Source organism: Immundisolibacter sp., assembly GCF_014359565.1.
Classification (GTDB): domain Bacteria; phylum Pseudomonadota; class Gammaproteobacteria; order Immundisolibacterales; family Immundisolibacteraceae; genus Immundisolibacter.
Genome location: NZ_JACIZD010000001.1, coordinates 608,351 through 635,182 on the forward strand (window position 1 = coordinate 608,351; position 26,832 = coordinate 635,182).

Genomic DNA, 26,832 nt, shown 5'->3' on the forward strand with positions numbered 1-26,832 from the left:
GGGCCTGCTCCGTCACTGTCCGAACATCACGCGCAGCACCGACACCGTGGCCACGCTGCCGAGCCCCACTGCCACGACCAGCAGCCCGATCAGCGCCAGCAGGCTCTGCGCCGGCACGTGGATGTAGTCCTCGATCAGCACCCGGCTGCACAGATAGGCGTTGATCATCGCGATCAGGAAAAACACCAGCATCAGGCCACCGGTAGTCGGCGCCGCCAGCCAGGCGCGGGCCTCGTCCAGCGACACGCCGCCGGCGCTCAGGCACACCAGCTGCACCAGCAGGACCGCACCCAACCCGATCAGCGCCGCGGCCGTCAGGCGCTCCCAGAAAAATGCACCGGTGCCGGCGCCGCTGGCGCCATAGCCCCGCGCCAGCGCACGCGGCGAGCGAAACTGCGTCATCAGCCGGCCCTCATGGCGATGTAAAGCCACACCAGCACGCTGGCCACGGCCGAGCCGATCAGCGCCAGCCGGCCGGTAAGCCGGGCGGTGTCGAGATCGAAGCCGTAACCCATGTCCCATGCGAAATGGCGAATCCATTGCGCGGCGTAGAAGAACGCGCAGAAGGTCCAGCCAAACAGCATGACCTTGCCGACGATGCTGCCCCATAGCGCGCTGAAGGCATCGAACAGCGCGCCGCCCTGCGCGATCGCCAGCAGCCACGCGGCCAGAAAACCGAGTCCGCCGAGCAGGGCGGCGCTCACGGCGCGGTGCAGAATGGACGTGTAACTACCGATCAGCGGACGGTAGATGGTCAGGTGAGGCGACAACGGCCGCGGTTTGCCCATGGGGCAGACTCCCTTGCTGGATACATTTTGTTTTGCATCGCGGCAGGACCGGGCCGGCGGATGCAAGCCCGCGTCGGTTCCGACGGCGCGTAGCAGGCGGGCGAGTTTAACATGCAGGCCCGCCGCGCTGATGGTCGGTTGGTGGCGCGCCGGGTATGCATTAGAATTCCGCGCCCCCGAAAACCCCATGCCGGCCGTCGAGCCAGACGCCGGCAGCGCACCTGGAGTCCCGCCAATGGGGATGACCGAATCGCCACTGAGCGGCTTCACGCCCTACCAGCCCAAGAAGGGCGAGGCCTACATGGGCGAGCCGCAGAAAGAGCACTTCCGCCAGATCCTGCGTGCCTGGCGCGACGAGCTGAGCGCCGAGATGGAGCGCGCCCGGCACCGCATGCAGGACGAGACCGTCAACTACCCGGACCCGACCGATCGGGCCACGCAGGAATCCGAGATGACGCTCGAACTGCGCACGCGCGACCGCGAGCGCAAGCTGATCCGCAAGATCGAGGAAACGCTTGACCAGATCGACAGCGGCGAGTACGGCTACTGCGAATCCTGCGGCGCCGAGATCGGCCTGCGCCGGCTGGAAGCCCGCCCGACCGCCACGCTGTGCATCGACTGCAAGTCGCTGGCGGAGATTCGCGAGCGCCAAATGGGCTGAACCGCCGCGGTCACAGTCCCGGCGGACCGATATTCAGCGACGCGAACGCCGCCCGATGCCGATCCAACTGTTTCACAACCCGCGCTGTTCCAAATCACGTGTGGCGCTGGCGCTGCTGCGCGAGCGCGGCGTGCAGCCGGAAATCGTCGAATACCTGAAACAGCCGCCCACGGCGGCCCAGATCGATCGCCTGCTGACCCAGCTGGGCCTGGAGCCGCGACAGTTGATGCGGCGCGGCGAGGCGGTTTATCGGGAGCTTGGCCTGGACGACCCGGGTCTGACCCGCGCGGCCTTGATCGCGGCGATGGCCGACAATCCGATCCTGATCGAGCGGCCGATCGCGGTCCGTGGCGAGCGCGCCGTGCTCGGCCGCCCGCCGGAAAAGGTGCTGGCACTGCTCGACGACTGAAGCCGCGGCTAAGCGCGCTGTGGCTGCGTGTGCGGCGCCCCCGCCGACAGGCTCCGGAGCTTGGCTCAGGCCGCCCGACTGGCCTCGATCAGGGCGGTGATCGCCTTGGGGTCGATGCGCGTGGCGAGCGCCACATACGGCGCGATGGGATGGTTCAGCAGCGGTTGCCGGCGTTCGGCCCAGGCGAGCGGAGCACCGAACATCGCCTCCACCTGCGCCGCCATGCGCGGCAGCACGGGCTGCAGGTACAGCATCAGCAGCCGGAACAGATTCAGCGCCTGACTGCACACGGCGTGCGCGTCGGCCAGGCGCGCCGGGTCCTTGACCAGCGACCACGGCGCCTGCTGGGCGATGTACTCGTTCGCCTTGTCGGCCAGGGCCATCACCTCCCGCATGGCGCGGCCGTATTCGCGGGCCTCGTAGGCGGCGGCGATGTCCTCACCGGCCGCGGCGAATTCGGCATACATCTGCGGCTCGGGAAGCGCCGCGGACAGGCGGCCGTCGAAGCGCTTTTCGATGAAGCCGGCCGTGCGCGAGGCGATGTTGACCAGCTTGCCGACCAGGTCGGAGTTCACGCGCGCCACGAAATCGTCCAGGTTCAAATCGATGTCGTCGATGCCCGCGCCCAGCTTGGCGGCGAAGTAGTAGCGCAGCGGTTCCGGTGGCAGATGGTCCAGCCAGCTGCGGGCCTGGATGAAGGTGCCGCGCGACTTGGACATCTTCTGCCCGTCGACAGTCAAAAAGCCGTGGGCATTTACCGCCGCCGGCTTGGCGTAGCCGGCGCCGTGCAGCATGGCCGGCCAGAACAGGGCGTGGAAATAGAGGATGTCCTTGCCGATGAAGTGGCGCACCTCGCGCTGGGCCCAGAAGGCGCGCACCTCGTCCAGCGTCACGCTGCGACCGTGCCGGCGGTTCAGCCAGTCCCACAGGCTTGCCAGATAGCCGATCGGCGCGTCCAGCCAGACATAGAAATATTGGTCGTGCGAGCCGGGCACCTTGAAGCCGAAATACGGCGCGTCGCGCGAGATGTCCCAGTCGGCCAGGCCGGCCTCGAACCACTCGGCGATCTTGTTGGCGACTTCCTCCTGCAGATGCCCGGCGCGGGTCCAGTGGGTCAGCAGGTCCGAGAAATCGCTCAGGCGAAAGAAGTAGTGCTCGGATTCCTTGAGCACCGGTTCGGCCCCCGACAGGGCCGAACGCGGGTTTTTAAGATCGGTCGGCGCGTAGGTGGCGCCGCACACCTCGCAGGAGTCGCCGTACTGATCGGCGGCGCCGCAGCGCGGGCACTCGCCGCGGATGAAGCGGTCGGCCAGGAACATGCCCTTGACCGGGTCGAAATGGCGCGTCACGCCATAACGCACGATGTGCCCGGCGGCCGACAGGCGCCCGAAGATGTCCTCGGCCAGCTGCCGGTTCTCGTCGCTGTGGGTGGTGTAGTAGTTGTCGAAGCCGATGCCGAACTCGGCAAAGTCGGCGCGGTGCTCGGCGCCGATGCGCGCCACCAGGGCCTCCGGCGTGATGCCTTCGGCCTGCGCCCGCAGCATGATCGGCGCGCCGTGGGCGTCGTCGGCGCACAGGTAGAGGACATCGTGCCCGAACAGGCGCATGGCGCGTACCCACACGTCGGTCTGGATGTACTCCACCAGGTGGCCGATGTGGATGGGGCCGTTGGCATACGGGAGGGCGCTGGTGACCAGGATCTGGCGCGGCATGGCAGGCGGCAAAAGCAGTGGCGGTGGGGCTGAGCGGGCCGGCAGGATAGCACGGCGCCCATAGGCCTCCGTGCTAGAATCGGCGCCCTTTTGCGCCGGATTGGTGGGTCGTTCAGGGCCCTGTCCGAACCACGCCGGCGCCTCGTGTCACAGACCCGGAGCAGCATGAGCGACACCCTGCACAGCGCCGCCCAGGCCGCCCTGGATACTGTCATCGATCCCTGGAACGGCGCCAGCCTGAAGCCGGCGCTGCGCACGGTGGCCTTGGATCAGGGCCGCCTGAGCGTCGAGCTGGTGCTCGGCTACCCGAGCGCCGGCCTGGCAAGCGAACTGCTGCCGGCGGTGCAGGCCGCGCTGGCTACCTTGCCGGGCGTGCAGTCGGTGCAGGTCAAGCTCAGCCACGCTATCGTCGCCCACGCCGTGCAGCAGGGTGTACAGGCGGTGCCGGGGGTCAAGAACGTGATCGCCGTCGGCTCCGGCAAGGGCGGCGTCGGCAAGTCCACCACCGCCGTGAACCTGGCGCTGGCCCTGGCCCGCGAGGGCGCCAGCGTGGCCTTGCTGGATGCCGACGTCTATGGCCCCAGCCTGCCGACCATGCTCGGCGTGACCGACAAGCCGCGCCTGGTCGAGGGCGATCAGCGGCGCATCGCGCCGCTGATCGGCCACGGCGTGCAGTGCATGTCGATCGGTTTCCTGATCGACCCGGACGCGCCCATGGTCTGGCGCGGGCCGATGGCCACGCAGGCGCTCGAACAGCTGATCCGCGACACCGCCTGGCAGGATGTCGACTATCTGGTCGTGGACCTGCCGCCGGGCACCGGCGACATCCAGCTCACGCTCGCCCAGCGGGTGCCGGTCAGCGGCGCCATCATCGTCACCACGCCGCAGGACATCGCCCTGCTGGACGCGGTCAAGGGCCTGAAGATGTTCGAGAAGGTCAAGGTGCCGATCCTTGGCATCGTCGAGAACATGAGCACCCACATCTGCAGCCAGTGCGGGCACGAGGAACACATCTTCGGCGCCGGCGGCGGCGGTCGCATGGCCGAAAAATACGGCGTGCCGCTGCTGGGCTCCCTGCCGCTGAATGTGCATATCCGCGAACAGGCTGACGGCGGTCAGCCCACGGTGGCCGCCGATCCCGACGGACCGATCGCCCGCGCGTATCGGGAAATCGCCCTGCGCGCTGCGGCCAGCCTGGCCAGGCGCGGCAAGGATTACGCCCGCCATTTCCCCAAGATCACCGTCGTCAACGACTGAACCGCCCGGCCTGGAAGCACCGCATGAGCATCAAATCCGACCGTTGGATCCGCTGCATGGCCGAGCAGCAGGGCATGATCGAGCCGTTCGAACCGCGTCAGGTGCGCGAAGTCGACGGCCAGCGGGTCATCTCCTACGGGCTGTCGAGCTACGGCTACGACATCCGCGTGGCGCGCGAATTCAAGATATTCACCAATGTGCATTCGGCGGTGGTGGACCCCAAGAACTTCGACGCCGCCAGCCTGGTCGATGTCGAATCGGACGTGTGCGTGATTCCGCCCAACTCCTTCGCGCTGGCGCGCACCGTGGAGTACTTCCGCATCCCGCGCAGCGTGCTGACGGTGTGTCTGGGCAAGTCCACGTACGCCCGCTGCGGCATCATCGTCAACGTGACGCCGTTCGAGCCGGAGTGGGAGGGCTACGCCACGCTGGAGTTCTCCAACACCACGACGCTGCCGGCAAAGATTTATGCCGGGGAAGGCTGCGCGCAGGTGGTGTTCTTCGAGTCCGACGAGACCTGCGAGGTTTCGTACAGGGACCGCGGCGGCAAATACCAGGGCCAGGTCGGCGTGGTGGTGCCGCGGCTGTGAGCGTGGCCCGCGGCGGGGCATAATCGGCCCGGTACCGCGCCGACTCATGCTCAAGCCGTCGGGCCTTGCGGCGATAACCCAAAAATCAGTCAACGATTGCCGAGGAATACTCCAGATGAACAAGAAAGTCGCTGCACTCATGCTGACCGGCGGCCTGAGTGCCGCGCTGGGCGGTGGCGCCATGGCAGCCGGGGGTGACAACTTCGAGCGGCCGCAAGACGCGGTGACGACCAGCACGACGGCGACCAACGCGGGCAGCGGGGCGGACGACGGCTTCGATGAGTGGGAGCAGGAAACCACGCCCGAGGTCAGCGATCCGCTGGAGAAAATCAACCGCGGCGTGTTCTGGTTCAACGAACAGGCCGACCGCTTCGTCATCAAGCCGGTTGCCAAGGGCTACGACTGGGCGCTGCCCAAGCCCGTCAAGCGCGGCGTGAGCAACGTGTTCGACAACCTGTTCACGCCGGTGGTGGCGGTCAGCGACCTGCTGCAGGGCAATTTCCAGGAAAGCGCCGAGGATGTCGGCCGCTTCGTGGTCAACAGCACGGTCGGCGTGGTCGGCATCTTCGACGTCGCCACCGGCTGGGGCCTGGAAAAGCGCCGCGAGGACATCGGCCAGGCCTTCGGCGCCTGGGGTATTGGCTCAGGGCCGTACCTGGTGCTGCCGATTCTTGGGCCGAGCAGCGTGCGCGATGGCGTCGGCCTGGTCGGCAACTACTTCCTGTTGCCGCAAAATTACATCGAGGACGACGGCACGCGCTGGGGTGTCACCATTCTGGGCGGCATCGACACCCGCTACCGGCTGCTCGACGCCAGCACGGTGCTGGAACAGGCGGCGCTGGACCGCTACGCCTTCGTGCGCTCGTCTTACACGCAGCATCGGCAGAATCTGGTCGAGAACAAGGACGGCGGCAAGCCCGTGCCGGCCGCGAGCTTCGGCCAGTAGTATCCCGCCGCCCGCATGGCGGGCGATCCGGACCGCCAATCAACAAAAAGGCCGCGGAGCATCCGCGGCCTTTTTGCTTGACCGGCCTGAGAACGGCGAGCGGATTCCGAGCGATCTTCTTTCTTAACGCACCTGCGCGCTGCCCTGGCGACGTGGGTCGCTGGCTGCCTGCATGGCGCCGCTGCGGGTGTTCCAGGCGATGGCCTGCATGTTTCCGAAGCGGCGGTCGACTTGCTTTAGCGTATGACCGAGCTTCTGCAGGCCGGCGATGTCGGTTTCGCTGAGGCCCTGCGGCTCGTACTCGACCACGTCCGGCAGGAACTGGTGGTGGTAGCGCCCGGTGCCCACCCAGGCGGCCGGGTCGTCATTGCCCTGCGCAAACGTGAGCGTGCCCAGCAGCACCATGCTGATGATGCGGCTGCCGCCGGGCGTGCCCAGCACGGCCACCGTGTCGCCGCGACGCAGGATGGTCGGGGTCATGCTCGACAGCGGCCGCTTGCCCGGCGCGATGGCGTTGGCGTGGTTGCCCACCAGGCCGTAGGCGTTGGGGCTGCCCTCCTTGGCCGAGAAATCGTCCATTTCGTCGTTCAGCAGAATGCCGGTGCCCGGCGGCACGAAGCCGGAGCCGAACGGGATGTTCACGCTCAGCGTCGCCGACACCACGTTGCCGCGGGTGTCCACCACCGAAAAATGCGTGGTGTCGGTGCCTTCCGCCGCCGCCGGGGCGCCCGGCAGGAAGGCGCTTGGCGTGGCCCGGTCCGGCCGGATGCCGGTACGCAGGCCGGCGGCATAGTCCTTACTGACGAGCTGGGCGATCGGCATGGCCACGAAGTCCGGATCGCCCAGATACTCGGCGCGGTCGCGGTAGGCGCGGCGCATGGCCTCGATGATCAGGTGCTTGCCGGTTACCGCATCGCGCAGGTTCAGCGCATAGCCTTCCAGGATGTTCAGTGCCGTGATGAGGGCGACGCCGCCCGACGAGGGCGGTGGCGCGGTCAGGATGTCCGTGTCGCGATAGCGACCGCGCAGCGGCGTGCGTTCGACGGCCTTGTAGTCGCGAAGATCGGCCTCGGTCCAGGCGCCACCGGCAGCGTTGACGCCGTCGATGATCAGCCGCGCCGTCTCACCGTCGTAAAAGCCCGCCTTGCCCTTGCGGGCCAGGCGCTGCAGCACCGCGGCCAGATCCTTCTGCACCAGCCGAAAACCGGGCTTGGGCGGTTCGCCCTGGTCCAGAAAGATGGCCGCCGCGGCCGGTGAGGCGGCCAGCGCGCTTTTTCGCATGGCCGTCATCTGCAGGTGGAATGCGTCCGGCTCGAAGCCCTCGGCCGCCAGGCGGATGGCCGGGGCGAGGTTGCGGGCCAGGTCGAGGCGGCCGCAGCGGCGGGTCAGGTGCACCAGCGCCGCCGGTTCGCCGGGGATGCCGGCCGCCTGCGGGCCGTCGAGGGACTTTTGCCGCACCGGCTGGCCGTCCGCGCCCAGGTACATGTCGCGCGTGGCGCTGCGCGGCGCGGTCTCGCGCGCATCGACGAACAGCGCCTCGGTGTCGCGGCGCTGGATCAGATAAAACGCGCCGCCGCCGATGCCGGAGCTGACCGGTTCCACCACCGCCAGCGCGGCGCTGATCGCCACCGCCGCATCGCAGGCGTTGCCACCGGCTGCCAGCACCTCGAAGCCGGCCTCGGTGGCCAGCGGATGGGCACTGGCGATGGCGCCCAGGCGCGGGGTGGCGGTGGCCGGCAGGGCGCACAGCCAGACAAGGACAAAAAACAGGCGACGCACGTTGATCTCCTGGGTTGATACGACCGGCTTACATGCCGGTAAAGCAGGCGCCGCCGTCGACGGAAATCATCTGCCCGGACACGAAATCCGACAACGCCGACTGCAAATACACGGCCGTGCCGACCAGATCGTCCGCGTACTGCTCGCGACCGAGCGAGCAGATCGACTTCATGGCGCCGGTGATGCCCTCGGCGTGGTTCTCGCGCATGATGTCGAGGCTGGCCTGGCTCTGGATGAAGCCCGGCACCAGGGTGTTGACGCGGATGCCGGCGGGCCCGAGTTCGCGCGCCAGGCAGCGGGTCATGGTGGCCACTGCGCCCTTGCTGACCACGTAATGCAGCAGGTTCGGATTGCCCAGCTGGATGGTGTTGGACGAGATGTTGACGATCTTGCCGTAGCCCTGCCGGCGCATGGCCGGCACCACCGCCTTGCAGGCGTGCCAGGTGCCGGTGACATTGATGTTCATCATGCGCTGCCAGGCATCTTCGGTGATTTCGTCGAAGGGCAACATGCGCGCGCCCTCGGTCACGGCGCTGGGGCCGAACATGGCGGCATTGTTGATGATGCCGTCGATGCGGCCGAAGGCGGCGAGCGTGGCGTCGGCCATGGCCGTGCAACTGGTCATGTCGGTGATGTCGACTTTCACGCCCAGGCCGCGCCCGCCGAGCAGGCCGACCGTCTCGGCACAGTCCAGGATGTCCGCCGCCACCACCGTGGCGCCGGCTTCGTGCAGCGCCTTGGCGTAGGCCTGACCGATGCCGCGCGCCGCGCCGGTGACGATCACCACCCGTCCGTCCAGTAATCCGCTCATGGTTCGCTCCTCCCGGTCGTGTGTGAAAGCTGCGCCCGGAGTCTAACCGCCGTTGCCGGCACGTTGGCGCTGCAGTCGGCCCGGCGGTACGCTTGCTGGCCCACCTCGGCCGTGTCCATCCAATGCGGAGCCCTGCATGAGCCTGTTGCCGGTCACCCTCGACGACAAATACGCGCAGCCCCACGGACGGGTGCTGGTGTCCGCCACGCAGGCCCTGACACGCCTGCTGATGGAGCAACGCGTGCGGGATCAGGCGGCGGGCCTGAACACCGCCGGCTACGTGTCCGGCTACCGCGGCTCGCCGCTGGGTACGCTGGACAAGGCGCTGTGGGACGCCGGCAAGCATCTGGCCGCACACCACGTGGTGTTTCGGCCCGGCGTCAACGAGGACCTGGCCGCCACCGCCATCTGGGGCACGCAGCAGCTGAAGGTCTTCGAAGGCGCCCGCTACGACGGCGTATATGCCATGTGGTACGGCAAGGGCCCGGGCGTTGAGCGCAGCGGCGATGCCCTGCACCACGCCAACCTGGCCGGCACGGCGCCGCAGGGCGGCGTGCTGATGGCGGTCGGCGACGATCCGGTGTGTCACTCCTCCACCGTGCCGCAGCAAAGCGAGTTCGCGCTGATGGCCGCCGGCATTCCGGTGCTGGCCGCCGGCAGCGTGCAGGAGGTTTACGACTACGGCCTGGCGGGCCTTGCCATCTCGCGCTTCTCGGGCGTGTGGGTGGCGCTCAAGCTGGTCACCGACATCGCCGAATCGACGGCGGTGGTCGATCTGGATTCGCCCGGCAGCCATGTCGTCATCCCGGCCGATTTCGTCATGCCGCCGGATGGCGTGCACCTGCGCGTGCCGGACTGGCCGACCTTTCAGGAAGAACGCCTGATGCGCTACCGACTGCCGGCGGTGCTGGCGGCGGTGCGGGCCAGTGGCCTGGATCGGATCACGCTGGCCAGTCCGCGGCCGCGGCTGGGCATCGTGGCCTTTGGCAAGGCGCACGAGGATCTGCGCCAGGCGCTGCTCGACCTGGGCCTGGACGACCGCACGGCCGGCGAGCTTGGCATCAGCATCTACAAGCCGGCGCTGATCTGGCCGCTGGAGCCGCAGGGCATGAGCGATTTCGCAGCCGGCCTGGAAGAACTGCTGGTGGTGGAAGAAGGCCGGCCGATGCTGGAGGGCCAGATCAAGGACCTGCTGTTTGGCCTGCCGGACAGCCGCCGGCCGCGCGTGCTGGGCAAGCGCGACCTTGACGGTCGGGTGCTGTTTGCGGACCACGGCGAGCTGTCGCCACGACCCATCGCCCGCGTGCTGGCGGCGCGCCTTGCCCTGCTGGCGCCACAGTCCGGCATGGACAGCCGCATCGCGCTGCTGGAGGGCCAGCGCGAGCGCGCCAGCGCCTATCAGGCCAAGTTCCAGCGCACGCCGTATTTCTGCTCCGGCTGCCCGCACAACACCGGCACGCGCATTCCGGACGGCAGCGTGGCGCTGGCCGGCATCGGCTGTCATTTCCTGGCCCAGCGCATGGAGCGCAACACCAAGACCTGGACCCACATGGGCGCCGAGGGCGTCAGCTGGGTCGGCATGGCGCCGTTCACGGACCTGAAGCACGTGTTCGTCAACCTCGGTGACGGCACCTACTACCACTCCGGCCTGCTGGCGATCCGTCAGGCGGTGGCCGCCGGCGTCAACGTCACCTACAAGATTCTCTACAACGACGCCACCGCCATGACCGGCGGCCAGCCCATCGACGGCCCGATCAGCGTGGCGCAGATCACCCACCAGATGCATGGCGAGAGCGTGCAGCGCATCGCCGTGGTCAGCGACGCGCCGGAAAAATTCAACCGCCGCGAGTTTGCCGAGGGGACCACGCTCGACCACCGCGACCGGCTCGACGCCGTGCAGCGCGAGCTGCGCGAATACCCCGGCGTGTCGGTGCTGATCTACGAGCAGACCTGCGGCACCGAGAAGCGCCGTCGGCGCAAGCGCGGCACGCTGGCCGAGCCGGACAAGCGGGTGTTCATCAACGACCGCGTGTGCGAGGGCTGCGGCGACTGTTCGGTGAAATCGAACTGCCTGTCGGTGCTGCCGCTGGAGACCGAATTCGGCCGCAAGCGCGCCATAGACCAGTCCGCCTGCAACAAGGATTACTCCTGCGTGAAGGGCTTTTGCCCGAGCTTCGTCACCGTGCACGGCGGCAGCCTGGCGCGGCGCAGTGGCAGCGCCGTGCCGCAGGACCTGCTGGCAGGCCTGCCGGAACCTGCAGCGCCGGCACTCGATGGCGCGTTCGGCATGCTGGTGGCGGGCATCGGCGGCACCGGCGTGGTCACCATCAGCCAGCTGCTGGCCACCGCCGCGCACATGCAGGGCCTGCACGTGCAGACGCTGGACGACACCGGCCTGTCGCAGAAATTCGGCTCCGTGTTCAGCCACGTCCAGATCGGCGTCAGCGCCGATGCGCTGCACGCGGCGCGCGTGGGCGACGGCAACGCCAATCTGCTGCTGGGCCCGGACCTTGTGACCTGCGCCAGCGAGAAGGTGCTGGCCAAGGCGCGCGCCGGCGGCACGCACGCCGTGGTCAACACTTACGAGCAGATGACTGGCGACTTCACCCGCCGGCCCGATCTCACGCTGCCCGGGCAGGATCTGAAGCACGCCGTCAGCGAGTTTTGCGGCGACGGACGGGTGCATTTCGTGGATGCCACGCGCCTGTCGCGCCAGCTGATCGGCGACGCCATCGGTGCCAACCTGTTCCTGCTCGGCTACGCCTGCCAGCGCGGCCTGCTGCCGGTATCGCCGGCCGCTCTGGAGCGCGCCATCGTGCTCAACGGCGTGTTCGTCGACGGCAACACCACCATCTTCCGCTGGGGCCGGCTGTATGCCGCGCAGCCGCGGCAGGTGGAGGACATCGCCGCCGCCGGCCACCAAGCGGGCCGGGCCGAGGCGTTCTCGCATGATCTGCCGAGCCTGATCGCCCGCCGGGTCGAGGACCTGACGGCCTATCAAAGCGCCCGCTACGCCGAGCGCTTCCGCAAGCTCGTGCAGCGCGTGCAGGAGGCCGAGACGACCCGCGCCAGGGGCATGACCGGTCTGACCGAAGCGGTGGCGCGCAACTTCTACAAGCTGCTGGCCTACAAGGACGAGTACGAGGTGGCCCGCCTGTACACGGACGGCGAGTTCCTGGCCAAGCTGCGCGAGACCTTTGCCGGCGACACGCGCCTGCGCTTCCATCTGGCGCCGCCGCTGCTGGCGCGGCGCGATCCGACCAGCGGCGAACTGCAAAAGCGGGAGTACGGTGCCTGGATGCTGCCGGTGCTGAAGGTGCTGGCCAGGCTGAAATTCCTGCGCGGCAGCCTGCTCGACCCCTTCGGACACACCGCCGAGCGGCGCATGGAGCGGCGCCTGATCGGCGAGTACGAGCGCACCGTCGACACGCTGCTGGCCGGGCTCGATCACGACAGCCACGCGCTGGCGTTGCAGATCGCAGAACTGCCGCAGCAGATGCGCGGCTTCGGCCACATCAAGGAAGCCAACGTGGCGCAGGCCAAGGCCCTGGAGGCGCAGTTGCTGGAGCGCTACCGGGCGCCACGCGAGCAACGCGCCGCCGCCTGAACGGCATTGCCCAAACGTCCGTTCTGCAGTAGATTCCGGCACCTGCCACGACCTCTGCACGGTCGGTCGGCACCCGGTTACGGAGGAGAAAAAAATGGCAGCCAGTGCCGCCGGCCAAGGCCGGTTAGTGATGGGGTTGGGTGCGGCGGCGGTGCTTTTGATGCCCGCCGCCGCCCTGGCCACCGAAGGGCAGGTCATCGACGCCTCCGGCAAGCCGGTGGCGCAGGCGATGGTGACACTGCAGCCGGCCGAGCTGGCGCTGGGCGCCTCCATCTATACCGTCTTCACCGACGCCGACGGCCGCTACACACTGCCGGCCAAGGCGGTCGGTACGCAGCTGTCGGTGCGCAAGCTCGGCTACGCGCCGGTCACGCTGGACCCGACCCAGGCGACGAAAATCACCTTGACCCAGGCGCAGAACGTGGCCGACAGCGCGCCGCCGTCGGCCTGGCTGCCGCGCACCGGTGCCGACGACCTGGCGCGCGCCAATACCGTCCTGCAATGCACCAGCTGCCACCAGTTCCCGTCGCAGAAGGTGCGTCATTACTCGGAAATGCTGGACGGCAAGTCCGAGGCGGAAAAGCAGGCCGCCTGGAAGGCCATGATCAACTACATGCGCGTCAAGTTCGTGCAGATCGGCCCGGACCAGAGCCTGTACGACCCGGCCAAGATGGACTTCAAGGCCATCCTGGACCCGACCCTCGGATCGTTCGATGCGCACGACGAGGAGCAGATATCGGCCTTCCTGGCCAAGCATCTGCCGACCCGTTTCGATCAACTGAAAAGTTATGACTACGGCGCGCCGCTGGGCGTGACCGCAAAAACGGTGATGCGCGAAATCCAGCTACCACAGGATTCCTTCGTGCGCGAGGTGGGCCTGACGCCCGATTCACCGTACCTGTGGGGCGCCGACCTGCAGCACAACCGGCTGCTGCGCGTGGATCCGGAAACCGGCGACCAGAAGCCGTATCCGATCCCTTACCCCGGCCCCACCGGACCGCACACCATCGTCGACACCCCGGACGGCAAGTTCTGGGTGACCATGCTGGAGCAGGGCGTGGTCGGTCGCTTCGACCCGAAAACCGAGCAGTGGCAGCTGTTCGACAAGTTCGGCAAGTTCGAGATGGCGCACGACATCGCACCGGACTACAAATTCCAGGCCATGCCGGATCCGAAGGGCCGCTACTGGTTCACGCTGATCGGCAGCAACCGCATGGCGAGCCTGGACCCGGCAACCGGTCAGATCACCACCATCGACACGCCCAAGGACGAAGGCGAGTCGCCCATGCACAGCTCCCTGTACGGCGCGGTAATCACCCGCGACGGCAAGCGCGTGTGGTTCTCGCAGCTGTCCGGCGGTATCGGTGCCATCAATACCGAAACCGACAAGCTGGATGTCTATGTCCCGATGCCGCAGGGCGCTGGCCCGCGGCGCATGGCGATCGACGACCAGGACGTGCTGTACGTGCCCATGTTCGGCACCGGCGAGCTGCTGATCTATGACAGCAAGGCCGACAGGGAACTGGCGCGCGTGATGATGCCGGACCCCAGCAACGCCTCCTACAGCGCGGTCTGGGATCCGTGGCGACGGGTGGTCTGGATCGGCACCAGCAACACCGACGTGATCTACAGGTTCGACCCAGCCGATCGCAGCTTCGAGGTGTTCCCGCTGCCCAGCGCCATGGGCTACCTGCGCATGATCACCTTCGACCGGCGCAACGGCAACCTGTGGACGGCGTACTCCAACATCCCCACCGGTGCGGGCCCGAGCCGCTTCGTGATGGTCGATCCGGGCGACGCCATCACAGTCGGCGCGGCGCAATAATCCGGCAGCAAGGATCGATCACTGCCGCCTTCGTTGTCGATCCGGCTGCCGGTGGGGCATGATTCGCTGTGGCGGCCCGGTATCACCAAAATCCAGATTGGCCTCGCGATGAAATACCGCATTTTGATCGCCCGCCTGTCGGCGACGCTGATGCTTGCCTGGCTGCCGATGCTCGCCCGGGCCGACATGTTGCCCGGCAAATCGTCGGCCATCGGAACGGTGCCGCACGCCGCGCTGAAAACACAGCTCGTCGAGTACCGCGATGGCGACCAGGTTCTGGAAGGCTATCTCGCCTACGACGCCGCGAAAGTCGGCAAACGCCCTGCGGTATTGATCGTCCATGACTGGAAGGGCGTTGGTCCCAACGTCCAACAGCGCGCGCAGCAACTGGCGCGACTGGGCTATCTGGCGTTTGCCGCGGATATTTACGGCAAGGGCGTGCGCCCGGATTCTCCCGAAGCGGCCAGCGCCCAGGCCGGCAAATACAAGCAGGATCGCGCGCTGTTTCGGTCTCGCCTGCTGGCAGGCTACCGGGCCATGCTGGCCAGCTCGCAAGCCGACGCTGCCCGCACGGCCGCGATCGGCTACTGTTTTGGCGGTACCGGCGTGCTGGAACTGGCCCGCGCCGGCGCCGACCTGCGGGGCGTGGTCAGCTTCCATGGCGGGCTGGACAGCCCAACGCCCGCCGACGGCAAGAACATAAGAGGCAAGGTGCTGATCCTGCACGGTGCCGAGGATCCTTTCGTCAAGCCGGCCGACATCGATGCCCTGCTTGCGGAATTGCGCAGCGCCGAGGTCGACTGGCAAATGATCACCTACAGCGGCGCCGTGCATTCGTTCACCGATCCCGAGGCCGGCAACGACGCCTCGACCGGCGCCGCCTATAACGCTTCTGCCGACCGGCGCTCCTGGGGCGCGATGCGGCTATTCTTCGACGAACTGTTCAATGCATCGGGCGGCAAGCTGAACGACAAATGAGCAGGGCGCATGGATGCACAAGGTCGCCTTGAATTGACACAAGTCAGGTCGCGTCGGGTCTTGCTCGCTTTTTTTGCCGTTGACTGACTCGCACTGCCGCCGGGCAAGGTCTGCGTGTCCATCATGAGCGGAATCGAACAGCGCCTTCTTGTTTGCGCCTACGCCCGCCTGCCCGCCGACTTCTACGCGCCGCAGGCGCCGACCTTGCTGCCGCAGCCCTACCTGATCGCCTTCAACCTGGACCTGGGCGGACAGCTCGGCCTGTCTGGTGGTCTGGGGCCACGAGACATTAATACGCTGTGCGGCAACCACGTGCCGGCGCACGTGCAGCCACTGGCCGCGGCGTACGCCGGTCACCAGTTCGGCGTCTACGTGCCGCAGCTGGGCGACGGCCGGGCGCTGCTGCTGGGTGATCTCATCGATGTCGACGGCGCCCGCCACGAACTGCAGCTCAAGGGTGCCGGACCCACGCCGTTCTCGCGTGGCGCGGATGGGCGTGCCGTGCTGCGTTCCACCATCCGCGAGTACCTGGCCAGCGAGGCCATGCACGGCCTGGGCATTCCAACCACCCGCGCGCTGGCCATCGTCGGCAGCGACCAGCCCGTTTACCGCGAGCAGATCGAGACCGCCGCCGTTCTGGCGCGCCTGGCGCCCAGCCACGTGCGCTTCGGCTCGTTCGAATTCTTTCACTACCGGGGCGAGGCCCAGCGCGTGGCGCAGCTGGCCGATTTCGTGATCGACACGCAGTTTCCGGCGCTCGGTGGCCTGCCTGATCGCCATGACCGCCTGCTGCGCGAGGTGATCGAACGCACCGCCCGACTGGTCGCCGCCTGGCAGGCGCAGGGCTTCGTGCACGGCGTCATGAACACCGACAACATGTCCATTCTGGGATTGACGCTGGACTATGGGCCGTACGGGTTTCTGGACCACTTCGAGGCTGCGCGGGTGTTCAACCACACCGACCAGCGCGGCCGCTACGCCTATGCCAACCAAGGCCAGGTGGCACTGTGGAACCTGCACGCGCTGGCCGAGGCCCTGTCCACGCTGATCCCCGCCGACGCGCGTGAGGCGGCGCTGGCTACCTTCGAGCCGCTGTTCGTCGGCGCGTACGGCGAACTCATGCGCCGCAAGCTCGGGCTTCGGGAAGCCCGCGCGCAGGATGCCGATCTGGTCGATCGCCTGCTGCAGGCGCTGCAGGCCGGGCGAGTCGATTACCCGGCTTTCATGCGCGGCCTGGGCGCGTTTCGGCCGGACGACGCGGCGACTCGTGCGCCGCTGCTGGCCCTGTCGCGGGCGCCGGCAGCACTCGCCGCGTGGCTGGACGATTACGCCGGCCGGCTGGCCGGGGAAAGCGACCCGGGCGAGGCCCGCCAGGCGCGCATGGACGCCATCAATCCGCTCTACGTGCTGCGTACGCATCTGGCGGAGCGCGCCATCCGTCGGGCGGCCGATCATCGTGATTACAGCGAAATCGAGCCCCTGCGCCGCCTGCTGGCGCGGCCGTTCACACCGTGTCCGGAAATGGACGAGTACGCCGCGCCGCCGTCGGATGACGGCGGCGCGATCGAGTTGTCCTGCTCGTCCTGACTCAGTGCCAGTTGATGCCGGCGTCCGGCGGTACGGCGCCCAGCGCCTTCATCAACGGCAGGAAGTTGACCTCGTCCCATTCCTCGGCGTTCAGGCCGTCCTTGATGCGCATGATGTGGATGAAGCTGACCTCGATGACCTTGTTCGTGGGCGCCGCGCCGTTGAACTCGCCGATGTGCTGAAAGCTCAGACGGCCGCGGCTGACCACCTTGTCGCCCTCGGCGATCTGGTCCTCGAACACGCGCTTGACGATCGGCAGCGACTTCTGGATGTGCTTGTTCACTTCCATGTGCGTCTTCACGTTCAGCGGCTCGCGCGCCATCGGCAGGTGAAACAGGTGCTCGGGGTGCAGCAGCGCCTCCATTTCGTCGAAGCGCTTGGCATCCATGGCCGCGAAAAATTTGCGCACGAACTGCTTGTTCCGTTCGGCTTGGTGCTGGTCCGACATGGTTACTCCTCCTGTTGTGGTGAATCCGCGCCGGTCGTGGCCGCTCGGGGACGATCATAACGCGCTGCTGCGACGGCCAGGTCGCACGCTACCAGCCGGCGGCCGGGCACAAAAAAGCCGCTTGCCGGAAACACCGGCAAGCGGCTTTTACGCACGCAGTCGGCGTTTCAGGCTTCGCCGAAGAAATCCAGCACCAGCTTGTTGAAGCGGGCGCTGTGCTCGATCTGCGTCCAGTGGCCGCACTTGCCGAACATATGCAGCTGGCTGTTGGGCAGCAGCTCGAACAGGCGCACCGAGTTGCTGAACGGCAGGATGCGGTCCTCGCGGCCGTGGATGATCAGCGCCGGGGATTGAATCCTGGCGATGTCCTCCTCCGGGCTGGCCAGGGCGTCGATCCAGCGCTGGCGCGGCGCCGGGAACATGCTGGCGTAAGCTTCCTGCACGCCCTCGCGCAGGCTGGCCTCGTAGCGCAGGCGCGCTAGCTCGTCGCTGACCAGATTGCGGTCGTAGGCGAACAGGTCGAGCATCTTGCGCATGTTCTCGAGCGAGGGCGTGTAGCCCCAGGCGTAGTCCAGACCCTCGGTGAGCGGAAATTTCACGCCCGCCGCGCCCATCAACACCATGCGGTTCACCCGCCCGGCGTGGCGGATGGCGGTGGCCAGCGCCAACGCACCGCCGTAGGAATTGCCGACCAGGTTGACCTTGTCCAGCCCCAGCGCGTCGATGAAATCGACCAGGTGCTTGACCCATGTATCCAGCGTGTATTGCACGCCGGCGGGGCGCTCGGTGTAACCGAAGCCCAGCATGTCCGGCGCCAGCACGCGCACTTTCTGCGACAGCACCGGAAATGCCAGGCGCCAGTTGGAGAAGGCGCTCACGCCCGGCCCGGAGCCGTGGATCAGCACCGTCGGGTAGCCCTCGCCAACGTCGTGGTAATTGGTGTTGATGCCGCCGGCGTTGATCCACTTGCCGATTTCAGGATTGCTCATGGTTTTCTCGCGGGGTTGAAGCAGTGGGGGAGGCCGACAACCTAGCCCAGCTCTTCGAGCAGGCTGACCAGGTCGTCGGCGTGCTCCTCTTCCATCGCCAGGATGCCTTCCAGCATGCGCCGGGTAGTGGAATCGTCGGTGCCGAGGTAGGCGATCATCTCGCGGTAGCTGTCGATGGCGATACGCTCGGCCACCAGATCCTCGCGGATCATGTCAGCCAGCGTCCGGCCCTCTACGTACTCGGCATGGCTGCGCGTGAGCATGCCCTCCGGCGACAGGTTCGGCTCACCGCCGAGCTGGACGATGCGCTGCGCGATCTGGTCGGCGTGCGCCTGCTCCTCGTTGGCGTGGGTCAGGAATTCCTGCGCCACGCCTTGGGCGTTGATGCCGGTGGCCATGAAGTAATGGCGCTTGTAGCGCAGCACGCAGACGATCTCGGTGGCCAGCGCCTCGTTCAAAAGCCGGATGACGGTGTCCAGATCGGCCCGGTAGCCGGCGGTGACGGCGCCGCGCTCGATGTGCTCGCGGGCCCGCTTGCGCAGTTCCTTGATGTCGGTGAGAAACGGCTTGTCGGCTTTCTTCTTGGCCATGGGATGTCTCCGGTGTGGCGGGGGCGGCTTGGGGCTCAGCGTCCCAGTTCCTTGGCCGATTGGCCGGCGATGCCCCAGTTGGTCTTGGGCACGTCGTTGATGAGTACCCGCACCGCTTCCGGCTTGGCGCCGAGCACGCGGCAGACGGTTTCGGTCAGCTCGCGGATCAGGCCCAGTTTCTGTTCCTCGGTGCGGCCTTCGAGGATGCTGACTTGCAGGAATGGCATGGCGGTCTCCTTAAGCGAAATTGACCGAGATGGACCCCAGGTCCTGGTAGTGCACGGTGATGTTGTCGCCGGCCTCGACCGCGATGGCAGCGGTGACGCCGCCGGTCATGATGAAGCTGCCGGCTGGCAGTTCCTGACCCTTGGCGCCGAGCATGTTGGCCAGCATGGCCACGCTGGCGGCCGGGTGGCCCAGCACTGCCGCGCCGCAGGACAGACCCACCGGCTGGCCGTTCTTTTCCATCACCAGGCCGAGCGTTTTCAGGTCCACCTCGGACACGTCCCGGCTGCGCCCGCCGGTCACGAAGCGGCACGAGGAGCTGTTGTCGGCGATCACGCTGACCATGTCGAACTTGAAATCGCGGTAGCGCGAGTCGATGACTTCCAATGCCGGCAGCACGAAATCGGTGGCCGCCAGCACGTTGCCGATATGCACGCCCGGGCCCTTGAGCGGCGCCTTGGTGACGAAGGCGATCTCCGCCTCCACCTTGGGGTGGATCAGCTTCTTGGTGTCGATCGTGCCGCCGTCCTCGATCGCGAAGTAGTCGTACAGCAGACCGTAGCCGGGCTTGTCGACACCCATCTGGACCATCTTGGCGCGCGAGGTCAGGCCCATCTTGTAGCCGACCTGGCGGATGCCGCGGGCGAGCTTGCGATCGCGGATCGCCTCCATCACCTGATAGGCCTCGGCGATGGTCATGTCCGGGTGGTCGTCGGTGATCTTGGTGACGTCGTAGGCTTCGAGTTCAGCCGTCTCCAGGTGCTCGGCCAGCTTGGCGATGGTCGCGGAATCAAGTGCCATGCGCGGGTCCTCAGGCGTGGGCGGCTTGCTTGCCGCGTTCGGCCAGCATTTCGAGCGCGATCGATTCGATCATGTCTTCCTGGCCGGCGACGGTCTTGCGACGACCGCATTCGACCAGCAGGTCGCGCACCGGGATGCCGTAACGGTCCGAGAAGCGCTTGGCATGCAGCAGGAAGGTGGAGTAGGTGCCGGCAAAGCCCAGTGACAGCGAATCCCGGTCCACGCGCACCGGCTGGTCCATGATCGGGCGCACCACGTCCTCGGCCACGTCCATGATCTTGTACAGGTTCACGCCGGTTTCGATGCCCAGGCGATCGCACACCGCCACCAGGGTTTCCAGCGGCGTGTTGCCGGCGCCGGCGCCCAGGCCCGCCGCCGAGCCATCGATGCGGTTGGCGCCGGCATCGATGGCCGCCAGCGAGTTGGCAACCGACATCGACAGGTTGTTGTGGGCGTGAAAGCCCAGTTCGACGTTCGGCGCCAGGTTGGCGCGCAGCAGGCCGACCTTGGCCGTGACGTCGTCCGGCAGCATGTAGCCGGCCGAGTCGGTCACGTAGATGCAGGTGGCGCCGTAGGACTCGAACAGCTTGGCCTGCTCCAGGATTTTTTCCGGGCTGACCATGTGCGCCATCATCAAAAAACCGACCGCGTCCAGGTTCAGCTTGCGGGCCAGACCGATGTGTTGCTCGCCGCAATCAGCCTCGGTGCAGTGCGTGGCCACGCGGATGCAGGACACGCCAAGATCGGCCGCCATGCGCAGGCCGTCCACGGTGCCGATGCCCGGCACCAGCAGGCAGGACACCTTGGCCTGCTTCAGGTGCGGCACGGTCGCCTTCAGGTATTCCTCGTCCGTGTGCAGGCCGAAACCGTAGTTGATGGAGGTGCCATCCAGGCCGTCGCCGTGGGTGACCTCGATCATCGGCACACCGGCCTCGTCCAGCGCCGAGGCGATGGCGGTCATCTGTTCCAGCGTGATCTGCTGGCGCTTGGCGTGCATGCCGTCGCGCAGGCACATGTCGTGCAGGGTGACCTTGCGGCCTTTCAAGTCTTTCAGGGCCATGGCGATGTCCTCGGGTCAGGCGGCGGCGGTCTTGTACTGCGCCGGATTGAAGCTGCCGGCGATGATCTCTTCGGCGATCATCTCGGCCGTGCGGGTGCCGGCGGCGGTCATGATGTCCAGGTTGCCGGCGTACTTGGGCAGGTAGTCGCCGAGGCCCTCGACCTCGATGAAGATCGACACCCGGTTGCCATCAAAGACGATGTCGTGCAGCAGGCGGTAGCCGGGCACGTACTTCTGCACTTGCTCGATCATGTCCGTGACCGAGGCGCGGATGGCGTCCTGGTCGGGCACGGTCTCGGTCAGGCAGTGGATGGTGTCGCGCATGATCAGCGGCGGCTCGGCCGGGTTCAGGATGATGATGGCCTTGCCCTTGCGCGCGCCGCCAACCACCTCGATGGCCTTGGACGTGGTGCGGGTGAACTCGTCGATGTTCTTGCGCGTGCCGGGGCCGGCCGACTTGGACGCCACCGTGGCGACGATCTCGCCATACACCACCGGCTGCACGCGGCTGACCGCATAGACCATCGGGATGGTGGCCTGGCCGCCGCAGGTGACCATGTTCACGTTCATCTCGCGCTTGCCCAGATGATCCTTGATGTTCACCGGCGGCACGCAGAACGGGCCGATGGCGGCCGGCGTCAGGTCGATCATCACCACGCCGCGCGAGGTCAGCTTGTCCGAGTTTTCCTTGTGCACGTAGGCCGAGGTGGCGTCGAACGCAATCTGGATGTTGTCCTCGGCCAGGTGCGGCAGCAGGCCGTCGACGCCCTCGTGGGTGGTCTTCATGCCGGCCTCGCGCGCCTTGCGCAGGCCGTCGGAGTCGGGGTCGATGCCGACCATCCAGACCGGATTGAGCACCGGGCTGCGCTTTAGCTTGAACATGAGGTCGGTGCCGATGTTGCCCGACCCGATCAGGGCGCAGTTGATTTTCATGACGAATTTCCTCGGCAGGCCAGGAAGCGGCCGGAATGCCGTCGCCCGGCGGCGAGCGGCCCGGAAGGCACGGTCCGGACCTGCAATGGTACTTGGCCGCTGGCGTGGGCCACAAGGTATGCACTTTGCGCGATCCGAGGCTCGCAGCATACTGTTTGGCCCACAGCCTGCCGCTGTCTGCCACTGGAGCCACGCATGACCGACAACCCCTACCACTGCCGCCGATTCGAGGCTCAGATTGCCGTCGTCACCGGCGCTGCGCAGGGTATCGGCCGCGCCACCGCGCTGCGCCTGGCCGCCGAAGGCGCGCGGGTGATCGTGGCCGACCGCGCCGCGCCGCAGGCCGATGCGGTGCGGGACGAAATCCGCGCCGCCGGCGGGCAGGCCGAGGTGGTGCTGGCGGATCTGGAAACCTGGGCCGGCGCGCAGCAGCTCGCCGCGGGCGCGTTGGCCGCCTATGGGCACATCGACGTGCTGGTCAACAACGTCGGCGGCACCATCTGGGCGCGCCCGTACTGGGAGTACGCGCCCGAGGAAATCGAAAAGGAGGTCCAGCGCTCGCTGTGGCCGACGCTGTGGACCTGCCGCGCGGTGATTCCGCATCTGGTCGAGCGGCGCTCGGGCGCCATCGTGAACGTCGGCTCCACGGCCACGCGCGGCATTTATCGGGTGCCGTACACCGCCTGCAAGGGCGGCATCCACGCCATCACGGTGTCCCTGGCCTACGAGCTGGCCGAGTTTGGCGTGCGCGTGAACTGCATTGCCCCTGGCGGCACGGACGTCGGCCAGCGGGCGATTCCGCGCACCCCGGCGCCGCCCACCGAACGTGACCAACAGTGGATGAAGGGCGTGCTCGACCAAACCCTGCAGGACACCTTCATCAAGCGCTTTGCCACGCCCGAGGAACAGGCGGCGGCGATCTGCTTCCTGGCCGCGCCCGAGGCCTCGTACCTGACCGGCTACGTGCTGCCGGTCAGCGGCGGCACGCCGATCTGAAGCGCATCAGTCCTTGAGCGCCTCGCCCAGGCCGCGCCAGCGGTTGACCAGGTCGTGGCGGATGTCGAACAGGTCCAGCAGGCGCCCGACGGTGTGCGTCACCAGGTCGTCGAGCGACTTCAGTTCGGCGTAGAAGGCTGGCACCGGCGGGAAGATGATGCCGCCCATCAGCGTCACCGCCTCCATGTTGCGGATGTGCGCCAGGTTCAGCGGCGTCTCGCGGGTGACCAGCACCAGCCGGCGGCGCTGCTTGAGGATGACGTCGGCGGCGCGCGCGATCAGGTTGTCGGAATAGCCGTTTGCCACCGAGGCCAGCGTCTTCATCGAGCACGGCACGATGACCATGCCCTCGGTGATGAACGATCCGGAGGCGATGCTGGCGCCGATGTCCTTGACGTTGTGCACCACGTCGGCGACGGCCTCGAAGTCCGGCCGCTCGCGGCGCAGTTCCTGGCGGGCCGTCAGCACGGCGGCCGACGACATCACCAGGTGCGTTTCGATTTCGCCCAGGGCGCGCAGCTGGCGCAGCAGCTCGTAGGCGTAAATGGCGCCGGTGGCGCCGGTGACGCCGACGATCAGACGTTTTTTCATGCTTCCCCTCGCTTGCCGGCTGGCTATCGGCGCAATGCCTGGACGGCCCGCTCCAGCCCCTCGACGGTGAGCGGGTACATGCGGTCTTGCAGCAGCTCGCGCACCAGGCCGATGGACGGAATATAGCCCCAGTCGGCGGGCCGTTCGGGATTCAGCCATGCGGTCGATGGATAGGCCTCGACCAGCCGGCGCAGCCAGGTGGCGCCGGCCTCCTCGTTGCGATGTTCCACGCTGCCGCCGACGTGGGTGATCTCGTAGGGCGCCATGGACGCATCGCCGACGAAGATCACTTTCCAGTCGCGGCCGTACTTGCGCAGCACCTCCCAGGTAGAGAACCGCTCGGCGTGGCGGCGCGCGTTGCTGCGCCACAGGCGCTCGTAGACGCAGTTGTGGAAGTAGAAATATTCGAGGTGTTTGAATTCCGCCCGCGCGGCCGAGAACAAGCGCTCGCACAGCCGCACGTGCGGGTCCATGGAGCCGCCCACGTCCAGGAACAGCAGCACCTTGACCCGGTTGCGCAGCTCGGGTCGCAGGTGCAGGTCCAGATAGCCGCGCCGGGCGGTGCCGCGAATGGTGCCGTCGAGGTCCAGTTCTTCGGCCAGCCCCTCGCGCGCCAGCCGGCGCAGGCCCTTGAGCGCCACCTTGATGTTGCGCGTGCCCAGTTCAACCTGATCGTCGAGATCCCGGAACTGCCGCTGCTCCCACACCTTGGCGGCGCGCCGCTGGCCGCCTTCGCCACCGATGCGCACGCCCTCGGGGTGGTAGCCGCCGTGGCCGAACGGCGAGCTGCCACCGGTGCCGATCCACTTGCTGCCGCCCTGGTGGCGGCCTTTCTGCTCGGCGAGGCGCTGGCGCAGGGTTTCCAGTAGCGCCTCAAGGCTGCCGAGCGACTGCAGTCTGGCCTTTTCCTCGTCGGTGAGCAGCTTTTCGATTTCCTTGCGCAGCCAGTCCTCGGGGATGGCACCGCCCAGCTGCTCGAAGGCGATTTCGGCGCCGCGAAAATAGGCCGCGAACACGGTGTCGAAGCGGTCGTAGAACCTCTCGTCCTTGACCAGCGCGCAGCGGGCGAGGTGATAAAGCCCCTCGGCACTGCGCGGTGGCACGTCGCGCCCGAGCGCCTCCAGAAACGTCAGGTACTCGCGCACGCTGACCGGAATGCCGGTGGCGCGCAGCTGCTCCAGGAACGAGGTGAACACGGCGCGAGGTGCCCTGCCTCAGCGCCCCTCGCGCCGGTGCAGGAACACCAGCTTCTCGAACAGGTGCAGGTCCTGCTCGTTCTTCAAAAGCGCGCCGTACAGCGGCGGCAGGCTGGTCTTGATGTCCGCGCTGCGCAGCGTCTCGGCCGGGATGTCCTCGGCCAGCAGCAGCTTGATCCAGTCCAGCAGCTCGGAGGTCGACGGTCGCTTGCTCAGGCCCGGCGTGTCGCGCAGCTCGAAGAAGGTGCCCAGCGCCGCCGCCAGCAGCTCGCGCTTGAGACCCGGGAAATGCGTCTCGACGATGCGGCCCATCGTGTCTGCATCCGGAAAGCGGATGTAATGGAAAAAGCAGCGCCGCAGGAAGGCGTCCGGCAGGTCCTTTTCGTTGTTGGAGGTGATGATGACGATCGGCCGCCGCTGGGCGCGCACCGTCTGCTGCGTCTCGTAGACGTGGAACTCCATGCGGTCGAGCTCCAGCAGCAGGTCGTTCGGGAACTCGATGTCGGCCTTGTCGACCTCGTCGATCAGCAGCACCGGTGTGTCGTCGGCCTCGAAGGCCTGCCACAGCTTGCCCTTGACGATGTAGTTGCCGATGTCGTGCACGCGGGCGTCGCCCAGCTGCGAGTCACGCAAGCGCGCCACCGCGTCGTACTCGTACAGACCCTGCTGCGCCTTGGTGGTCGACTTGATGTGCCACTCGATCAGCGGCTTGCCCAGCGCGCGGGCCACTTCCACCGCCAGCATGGACTTGCCGGTACCCGGCTCGCCCTTGATCAGCAGGGGCCTTTCCAGCGTGATGGCGGCGTTGACCGCCAGCGTCAGGTCGTCGGTGGCGACGTAGCGGTCGGTGCCGGTGAAGCGGTCGGTCATGGCGCGGTCTCAGACTGGGCGTGGCGCAAGCGGATGGTCGTGCAGGCCAATGATGACCCGTCCTGGCGCACGTTCAAAGCCCGCCAGTTGCCGCGGCCTAGGCTACGCGGTGCGGCCGACCCCTGAGCAGCCGAGTCGGCCCGGCCTGAAGACGCCTACTCCAGATACGCATCCTGCGTCTTGATGACGCGGTAGACCGTCTCGAGCACCGGCACCTGCAGGCCAAGCTCGGCCGCCTTGTCCAGGAAGGGCTTGAGCAGGAAGTCGACCTCGGTTTTCTTGCCGCGGATGACGTCCTCGTGCATGGAGGTGCGCCCGCGCATGCCCTGCTGCTTGAGGCGCTCGCCAAGCTTCATCATCAGCGCCACGCCGCCCTCGAAGTCGAGCTCGTTCAGTTCCTTGAACTGCGACATGGGCGCGTAGAAATTCTGTGGCGTGTAGCCCATGGCGCCGTACACGCGCAGCATGTCCTTGGCCAGGGCCACGTAGTGTTCGGCGCCCTGGCGGATCAGCAGGCCGTCCTGGAAGTACAGGCGCAGGCCGAGCGTGGACACCGACCAGCCGGACGCGGTGCCGATCTGCACCAGTTTTTCCCACAGCACCTGCATGATGTTGGGGACCGATTTGGCCACCAGGCCGGCGCGGGTGAAGGCCTCGGCCAGCGCATCGGTACGGGCGCTGGTGCCGCCGTCGAGCTCGCCGAACCAGGCCGTGATGGGCGTCGTGAGCGGGTTGCTGACCACGCCCGGCTCGTGCAGCGTGCCGCCCTCGATGGTGGAGGCGCCGACCACCTTGTCGCGACCGGCCCACTGGCGCAGGCGCTCTTCCTTGCCGATGCCGTTCTGCAGCGAGAACACGTTCTTGCAGCGGGCTTTCAGGCCCTCGGCCTGGGCCAGCGCGGTTTCGGTGTCCTTGCCCTTGACCAGGATGATCAGGTGGTCGAATTCACCCGCCGCCTCGTCGGGGCTGGTGACGGCGCTGAGGTTCTCGCGCACCAGATGCTCGCCGCGCACGCCGCTGATCTTCAGGCCCTTGCTGTTGATCGCCTCGGCATGGGCCGGGCGGCAGATGAGGGTGACGTCCTCGCCGGCCTTGGCGAGGTAACCGCCGATGACGGAACCCAGACCGCCGGCACCCAGAATGACAAAACGCATGGTTCTTCCTTAGGTTCGAAGGGGGAAAA

At 67.3% G+C, this 26,832-nt stretch carries 25 protein-coding genes and 1 pseudogene; 10 read left to right on the forward strand and 16 right to left on the reverse strand.

The annotated features are described in order from the left end of the window. Nucleotides 1–12: 12 nt before the first annotated feature. Together sdhD and sdhC are read right to left on the reverse strand one after the other, a co-directional pair. Entirely contained in the window at nucleotides 13–402 is a 390-nt protein-coding gene (sdhD, locus tag H5U26_RS02940; protein WP_290616475.1) for a succinate dehydrogenase, hydrophobic membrane anchor protein, read from the reverse strand. Continuing rightward, a complete protein-coding gene (sdhC, locus tag H5U26_RS02945) occupies nucleotides 402–788 on the reverse strand; it encodes a succinate dehydrogenase, cytochrome b556 subunit (RefSeq protein WP_290616477.1) in 387 nt (128 codons plus the stop codon). The genes sdhD and sdhC overlap by 1 nt, the downstream gene beginning before the upstream one ends. A gap of 235 nt (nucleotides 789–1,023) precedes the next feature. On the opposite strand from sdhC, the gene dksA reads away from it, so the two are divergent. Together dksA and arsC are read left to right on the forward strand one after the other, a co-directional pair. Then, nucleotides 1,024–1,449, forward strand: a complete 426-nt coding sequence (gene dksA, locus H5U26_RS02950; RefSeq protein WP_290616479.1) for an RNA polymerase-binding protein DksA — start codon at nucleotides 1,024–1,026, stop codon at nucleotides 1,447–1,449. Between the two features lie 55 nt (nucleotides 1,450–1,504). Further along, complete coding sequence (gene arsC, locus H5U26_RS02955) at nucleotides 1,505–1,858, forward strand: arsenate reductase (glutaredoxin) (protein ID WP_290616481.1); 354 nt, start codon at nucleotides 1,505–1,507, stop codon at nucleotides 1,856–1,858. Nucleotides 1,859–1,932: 74 nt separating this feature from the next. Here arsC and metG read toward each other — a convergent pair. Further along, nucleotides 1,933–3,570 (reverse strand): annotated as a pseudogene (metG, locus tag H5U26_RS02960) (methionine--tRNA ligase); the annotation flags it as partial. A gap of 165 nt (nucleotides 3,571–3,735) precedes the next feature. Between metG and apbC the strand changes: the two are divergent. From apbC to H5U26_RS02975, 3 genes are all read left to right on the forward strand, one after another. Beyond that, nucleotides 3,736–4,827, forward strand: coding sequence for an iron-sulfur cluster carrier protein ApbC (apbC, locus tag H5U26_RS02965; protein WP_290616485.1), 1,092 nt, complete (start codon nucleotides 3,736–3,738; stop codon nucleotides 4,825–4,827). Between the two features lie 23 nt (nucleotides 4,828–4,850). Then, nucleotides 4,851–5,417: a dCTP deaminase gene (gene dcd / locus H5U26_RS02970; RefSeq protein WP_290616487.1), complete on the forward strand. Its 567-nt coding sequence runs from the start codon at nucleotides 4,851–4,853 to the stop codon at nucleotides 5,415–5,417. 115 nt (nucleotides 5,418–5,532) lie between these two features. After that, a complete protein-coding gene (locus tag H5U26_RS02975) occupies nucleotides 5,533–6,363 on the forward strand; it encodes a VacJ family lipoprotein (protein ID WP_290616489.1) in 831 nt (276 codons plus the stop codon). A 123-nt stretch (nucleotides 6,364–6,486) separates the two neighbouring features. Here the strand turns inward: H5U26_RS02975 and ggt are convergent, their stop codons facing one another. Together ggt and H5U26_RS02985 are read right to left on the reverse strand one after the other, a co-directional pair. After that, nucleotides 6,487–8,142, reverse strand: coding sequence for a gamma-glutamyltransferase (gene ggt, locus H5U26_RS02980; RefSeq protein WP_290616490.1), 1,656 nt, complete (start codon nucleotides 8,140–8,142; stop codon nucleotides 6,487–6,489). 28 nt (nucleotides 8,143–8,170) lie between these two features. Then, nucleotides 8,171–8,953: an SDR family oxidoreductase gene (locus H5U26_RS02985; RefSeq protein WP_290616492.1), complete on the reverse strand. Its 783-nt coding sequence runs from the start codon at nucleotides 8,951–8,953 to the stop codon at nucleotides 8,171–8,173. A gap of 136 nt (nucleotides 8,954–9,089) precedes the next feature. On the opposite strand from H5U26_RS02985, the gene H5U26_RS02990 reads away from it, so the two are divergent. The 4 genes from H5U26_RS02990 to H5U26_RS03005 all read left to right on the forward strand — a co-directional run bounded on the left by H5U26_RS02990 (nucleotide 9,090) and on the right by H5U26_RS03005 (nucleotide 16,950). Next, nucleotides 9,090–12,560 carry an indolepyruvate ferredoxin oxidoreductase family protein gene (locus H5U26_RS02990; RefSeq protein WP_290616494.1) on the forward strand — a complete coding sequence of 1,157 codons (3,471 nt, stop codon included), beginning with the start codon at nucleotides 9,090–9,092 and terminating at the stop codon, nucleotides 12,558–12,560. Nucleotides 12,561–12,720: 160 nt separating this feature from the next. After that, a complete protein-coding gene (locus H5U26_RS02995; protein ID WP_290616496.1) occupies nucleotides 12,721–14,385 on the forward strand; it encodes a carboxypeptidase regulatory-like domain-containing protein in 1,665 nt (554 codons plus the stop codon). Nucleotides 14,386–14,418: 33 nt separating this feature from the next. Further along, nucleotides 14,419–15,363 carry a dienelactone hydrolase family protein gene (locus H5U26_RS03000; protein ID WP_290616498.1) on the forward strand — a complete coding sequence of 315 codons (945 nt, stop codon included), beginning with the start codon at nucleotides 14,419–14,421 and terminating at the stop codon, nucleotides 15,361–15,363. Nucleotides 15,364–15,486: 123 nt separating this feature from the next. Beyond that, on the forward strand, nucleotides 15,487–16,950 hold the full coding sequence (locus H5U26_RS03005; protein WP_290616500.1) for a protein adenylyltransferase SelO: 1,464 nt from the start codon (nucleotides 15,487–15,489) through the stop codon (nucleotides 16,948–16,950). Nucleotide 16,951: 1 nt separating this feature from the next. On the opposite strand, the gene H5U26_RS03010 is transcribed toward H5U26_RS03005, so the two are convergent. The 7 genes from H5U26_RS03010 to H5U26_RS03040 form a co-directional block, all read right to left on the reverse strand. Then, nucleotides 16,952–17,398 carry an ester cyclase gene (locus tag H5U26_RS03010; RefSeq protein WP_290616502.1) on the reverse strand — a complete coding sequence of 149 codons (447 nt, stop codon included), beginning with the start codon at nucleotides 17,396–17,398 and terminating at the stop codon, nucleotides 16,952–16,954. Between the two features lie 167 nt (nucleotides 17,399–17,565). Then, a complete protein-coding gene (locus H5U26_RS03015) occupies nucleotides 17,566–18,387 on the reverse strand; it encodes an alpha/beta hydrolase (protein WP_290616504.1) in 822 nt (273 codons plus the stop codon). 41 nt (nucleotides 18,388–18,428) lie between these two features. Further along, nucleotides 18,429–18,977, reverse strand: a complete 549-nt coding sequence (locus H5U26_RS03020; RefSeq protein ID WP_290616506.1) for a ferritin-like domain-containing protein — start codon at nucleotides 18,975–18,977, stop codon at nucleotides 18,429–18,431. Between the two features lie 35 nt (nucleotides 18,978–19,012). Beyond that, nucleotides 19,013–19,204 (reverse strand): 4-oxalocrotonate tautomerase family protein, encoded by a 192-nt coding sequence (locus tag H5U26_RS03025; RefSeq protein ID WP_290616508.1) that lies wholly within the window; start codon nucleotides 19,202–19,204, stop codon nucleotides 19,013–19,015. A 10-nt stretch (nucleotides 19,205–19,214) separates the two neighbouring features. Further along, nucleotides 19,215–20,003, reverse strand: coding sequence for a 2-oxo-3-hexenedioate decarboxylase (gene dmpH, locus H5U26_RS03030; protein ID WP_290616510.1), 789 nt, complete (start codon nucleotides 20,001–20,003; stop codon nucleotides 19,215–19,217). Nucleotides 20,004–20,013: 10 nt separating this feature from the next. After that, nucleotides 20,014–21,063 carry a 4-hydroxy-2-oxovalerate aldolase gene (gene dmpG / locus H5U26_RS03035; RefSeq protein ID WP_290616512.1) on the reverse strand — a complete coding sequence of 350 codons (1,050 nt, stop codon included), beginning with the start codon at nucleotides 21,061–21,063 and terminating at the stop codon, nucleotides 20,014–20,016. 15 nt (nucleotides 21,064–21,078) lie between these two features. Next, a complete protein-coding gene (locus H5U26_RS03040) occupies nucleotides 21,079–21,996 on the reverse strand; it encodes an acetaldehyde dehydrogenase (acetylating) (RefSeq protein WP_290616514.1) in 918 nt (305 codons plus the stop codon). Nucleotides 21,997–22,191: 195 nt separating this feature from the next. On the opposite strand from H5U26_RS03040, the gene H5U26_RS03045 reads away from it, so the two are divergent. Continuing rightward, the gene (locus H5U26_RS03045; RefSeq protein ID WP_290616516.1) at nucleotides 22,192–22,992 is read left to right on the forward strand and encodes a 1,6-dihydroxycyclohexa-2,4-diene-1-carboxylate dehydrogenase; all 801 of its coding nucleotides are present in this window, start codon (nucleotides 22,192–22,194) and stop codon (nucleotides 22,990–22,992) included. A 6-nt stretch (nucleotides 22,993–22,998) separates the two neighbouring features. Here H5U26_RS03045 and H5U26_RS03050 read toward each other — a convergent pair whose 3' ends face one another. From H5U26_RS03050 to H5U26_RS03065, 4 genes are all read right to left on the reverse strand, one after another. Continuing rightward, nucleotides 22,999–23,583, reverse strand: a complete 585-nt coding sequence (locus H5U26_RS03050) for a UbiX family flavin prenyltransferase (RefSeq protein WP_290616518.1) — start codon at nucleotides 23,581–23,583, stop codon at nucleotides 22,999–23,001. 23 nt (nucleotides 23,584–23,606) lie between these two features. Beyond that, on the reverse strand, nucleotides 23,607–24,779 hold the full coding sequence (locus H5U26_RS03055; RefSeq protein WP_290616520.1) for a VWA domain-containing protein: 1,173 nt from the start codon (nucleotides 24,777–24,779) through the stop codon (nucleotides 23,607–23,609). A gap of 18 nt (nucleotides 24,780–24,797) precedes the next feature. Then, nucleotides 24,798–25,649, reverse strand: coding sequence for a MoxR family ATPase (locus tag H5U26_RS03060; protein WP_290616522.1), 852 nt, complete (start codon nucleotides 25,647–25,649; stop codon nucleotides 24,798–24,800). Between the two features lie 155 nt (nucleotides 25,650–25,804). Further along, the gene (locus tag H5U26_RS03065; RefSeq protein WP_290616524.1) at nucleotides 25,805–26,803 is read right to left on the reverse strand and encodes a ketopantoate reductase family protein; all 999 of its coding nucleotides are present in this window, start codon (nucleotides 26,801–26,803) and stop codon (nucleotides 25,805–25,807) included. Between the last annotated feature and the right edge of the window lie 29 nt (nucleotides 26,804–26,832).

Bases quoted from the DNA above. Each gene is read 5' to 3' on its own strand.
- sdhD (WP_290616475.1), bottom strand. From the start codon at position 402: ATGACGCAGTTTCGCTCGCCGCGTGCGCTGGCGCGGGGCTATGGCGCC.
- sdhC (WP_290616477.1), bottom strand. From the start codon at position 788: ATGGGCAAACCGCGGCCGTTGTCGCCTCACCTGACCATCTACCGTCCG.
- dksA (WP_290616479.1), top strand. From the start codon at position 1,024: ATGGGGATGACCGAATCGCCACTGAGCGGCTTCACGCCCTACCAGCCC.
- arsC (WP_290616481.1), top strand. From the start codon at position 1,505: ATGCCGATCCAACTGTTTCACAACCCGCGCTGTTCCAAATCACGTGTG.
- apbC (WP_290616485.1), top strand. From the start codon at position 3,736: ATGAGCGACACCCTGCACAGCGCCGCCCAGGCCGCCCTGGATACTGTC.
- dcd (WP_290616487.1), top strand. From the start codon at position 4,851: ATGAGCATCAAATCCGACCGTTGGATCCGCTGCATGGCCGAGCAGCAG.
- H5U26_RS02975 (WP_290616489.1), top strand. From the start codon at position 5,533: ATGAACAAGAAAGTCGCTGCACTCATGCTGACCGGCGGCCTGAGTGCC.
- H5U26_RS02985 (WP_290616492.1), bottom strand. From the start codon at position 8,953: ATGAGCGGATTACTGGACGGACGGGTGGTGATCGTCACCGGCGCGGCG.
- H5U26_RS02990 (WP_290616494.1), top strand. From the start codon at position 9,090: ATGAGCCTGTTGCCGGTCACCCTCGACGACAAATACGCGCAGCCCCAC.
- H5U26_RS02995 (WP_290616496.1), top strand. From the start codon at position 12,721: ATGCCCGCCGCCGCCCTGGCCACCGAAGGGCAGGTCATCGACGCCTCC.
- H5U26_RS03005 (WP_290616500.1), top strand. From the start codon at position 15,487: ATGAGCGGAATCGAACAGCGCCTTCTTGTTTGCGCCTACGCCCGCCTG.
- H5U26_RS03010 (WP_290616502.1), bottom strand. From the start codon at position 17,398: ATGTCGGACCAGCACCAAGCCGAACGGAACAAGCAGTTCGTGCGCAAA.
- H5U26_RS03015 (WP_290616504.1), bottom strand. From the start codon at position 18,387: ATGAGCAATCCTGAAATCGGCAAGTGGATCAACGCCGGCGGCATCAAC.
- H5U26_RS03020 (WP_290616506.1), bottom strand. From the start codon at position 18,977: ATGGCCAAGAAGAAAGCCGACAAGCCGTTTCTCACCGACATCAAGGAA.
- H5U26_RS03025 (WP_290616508.1), bottom strand. From the start codon at position 19,204: ATGCCATTCCTGCAAGTCAGCATCCTCGAAGGCCGCACCGAGGAACAG.
- dmpH (WP_290616510.1), bottom strand. From the start codon at position 20,003: ATGGCACTTGATTCCGCGACCATCGCCAAGCTGGCCGAGCACCTGGAG.
- dmpG (WP_290616512.1), bottom strand. From the start codon at position 21,063: ATGGCCCTGAAAGACTTGAAAGGCCGCAAGGTCACCCTGCACGACATG.
- H5U26_RS03040 (WP_290616514.1), bottom strand. From the start codon at position 21,996: ATGAAAATCAACTGCGCCCTGATCGGGTCGGGCAACATCGGCACCGAC.
- H5U26_RS03045 (WP_290616516.1), top strand. From the start codon at position 22,192: ATGACCGACAACCCCTACCACTGCCGCCGATTCGAGGCTCAGATTGCC.
- H5U26_RS03050 (WP_290616518.1), bottom strand. From the start codon at position 23,583: ATGAAAAAACGTCTGATCGTCGGCGTCACCGGCGCCACCGGCGCCATT.
- H5U26_RS03060 (WP_290616522.1), bottom strand. From the start codon at position 25,649: ATGACCGACCGCTTCACCGGCACCGACCGCTACGTCGCCACCGACGAC.
- H5U26_RS03065 (WP_290616524.1), bottom strand. From the start codon at position 26,803: ATGCGTTTTGTCATTCTGGGTGCCGGCGGTCTGGGTTCCGTCATCGGC.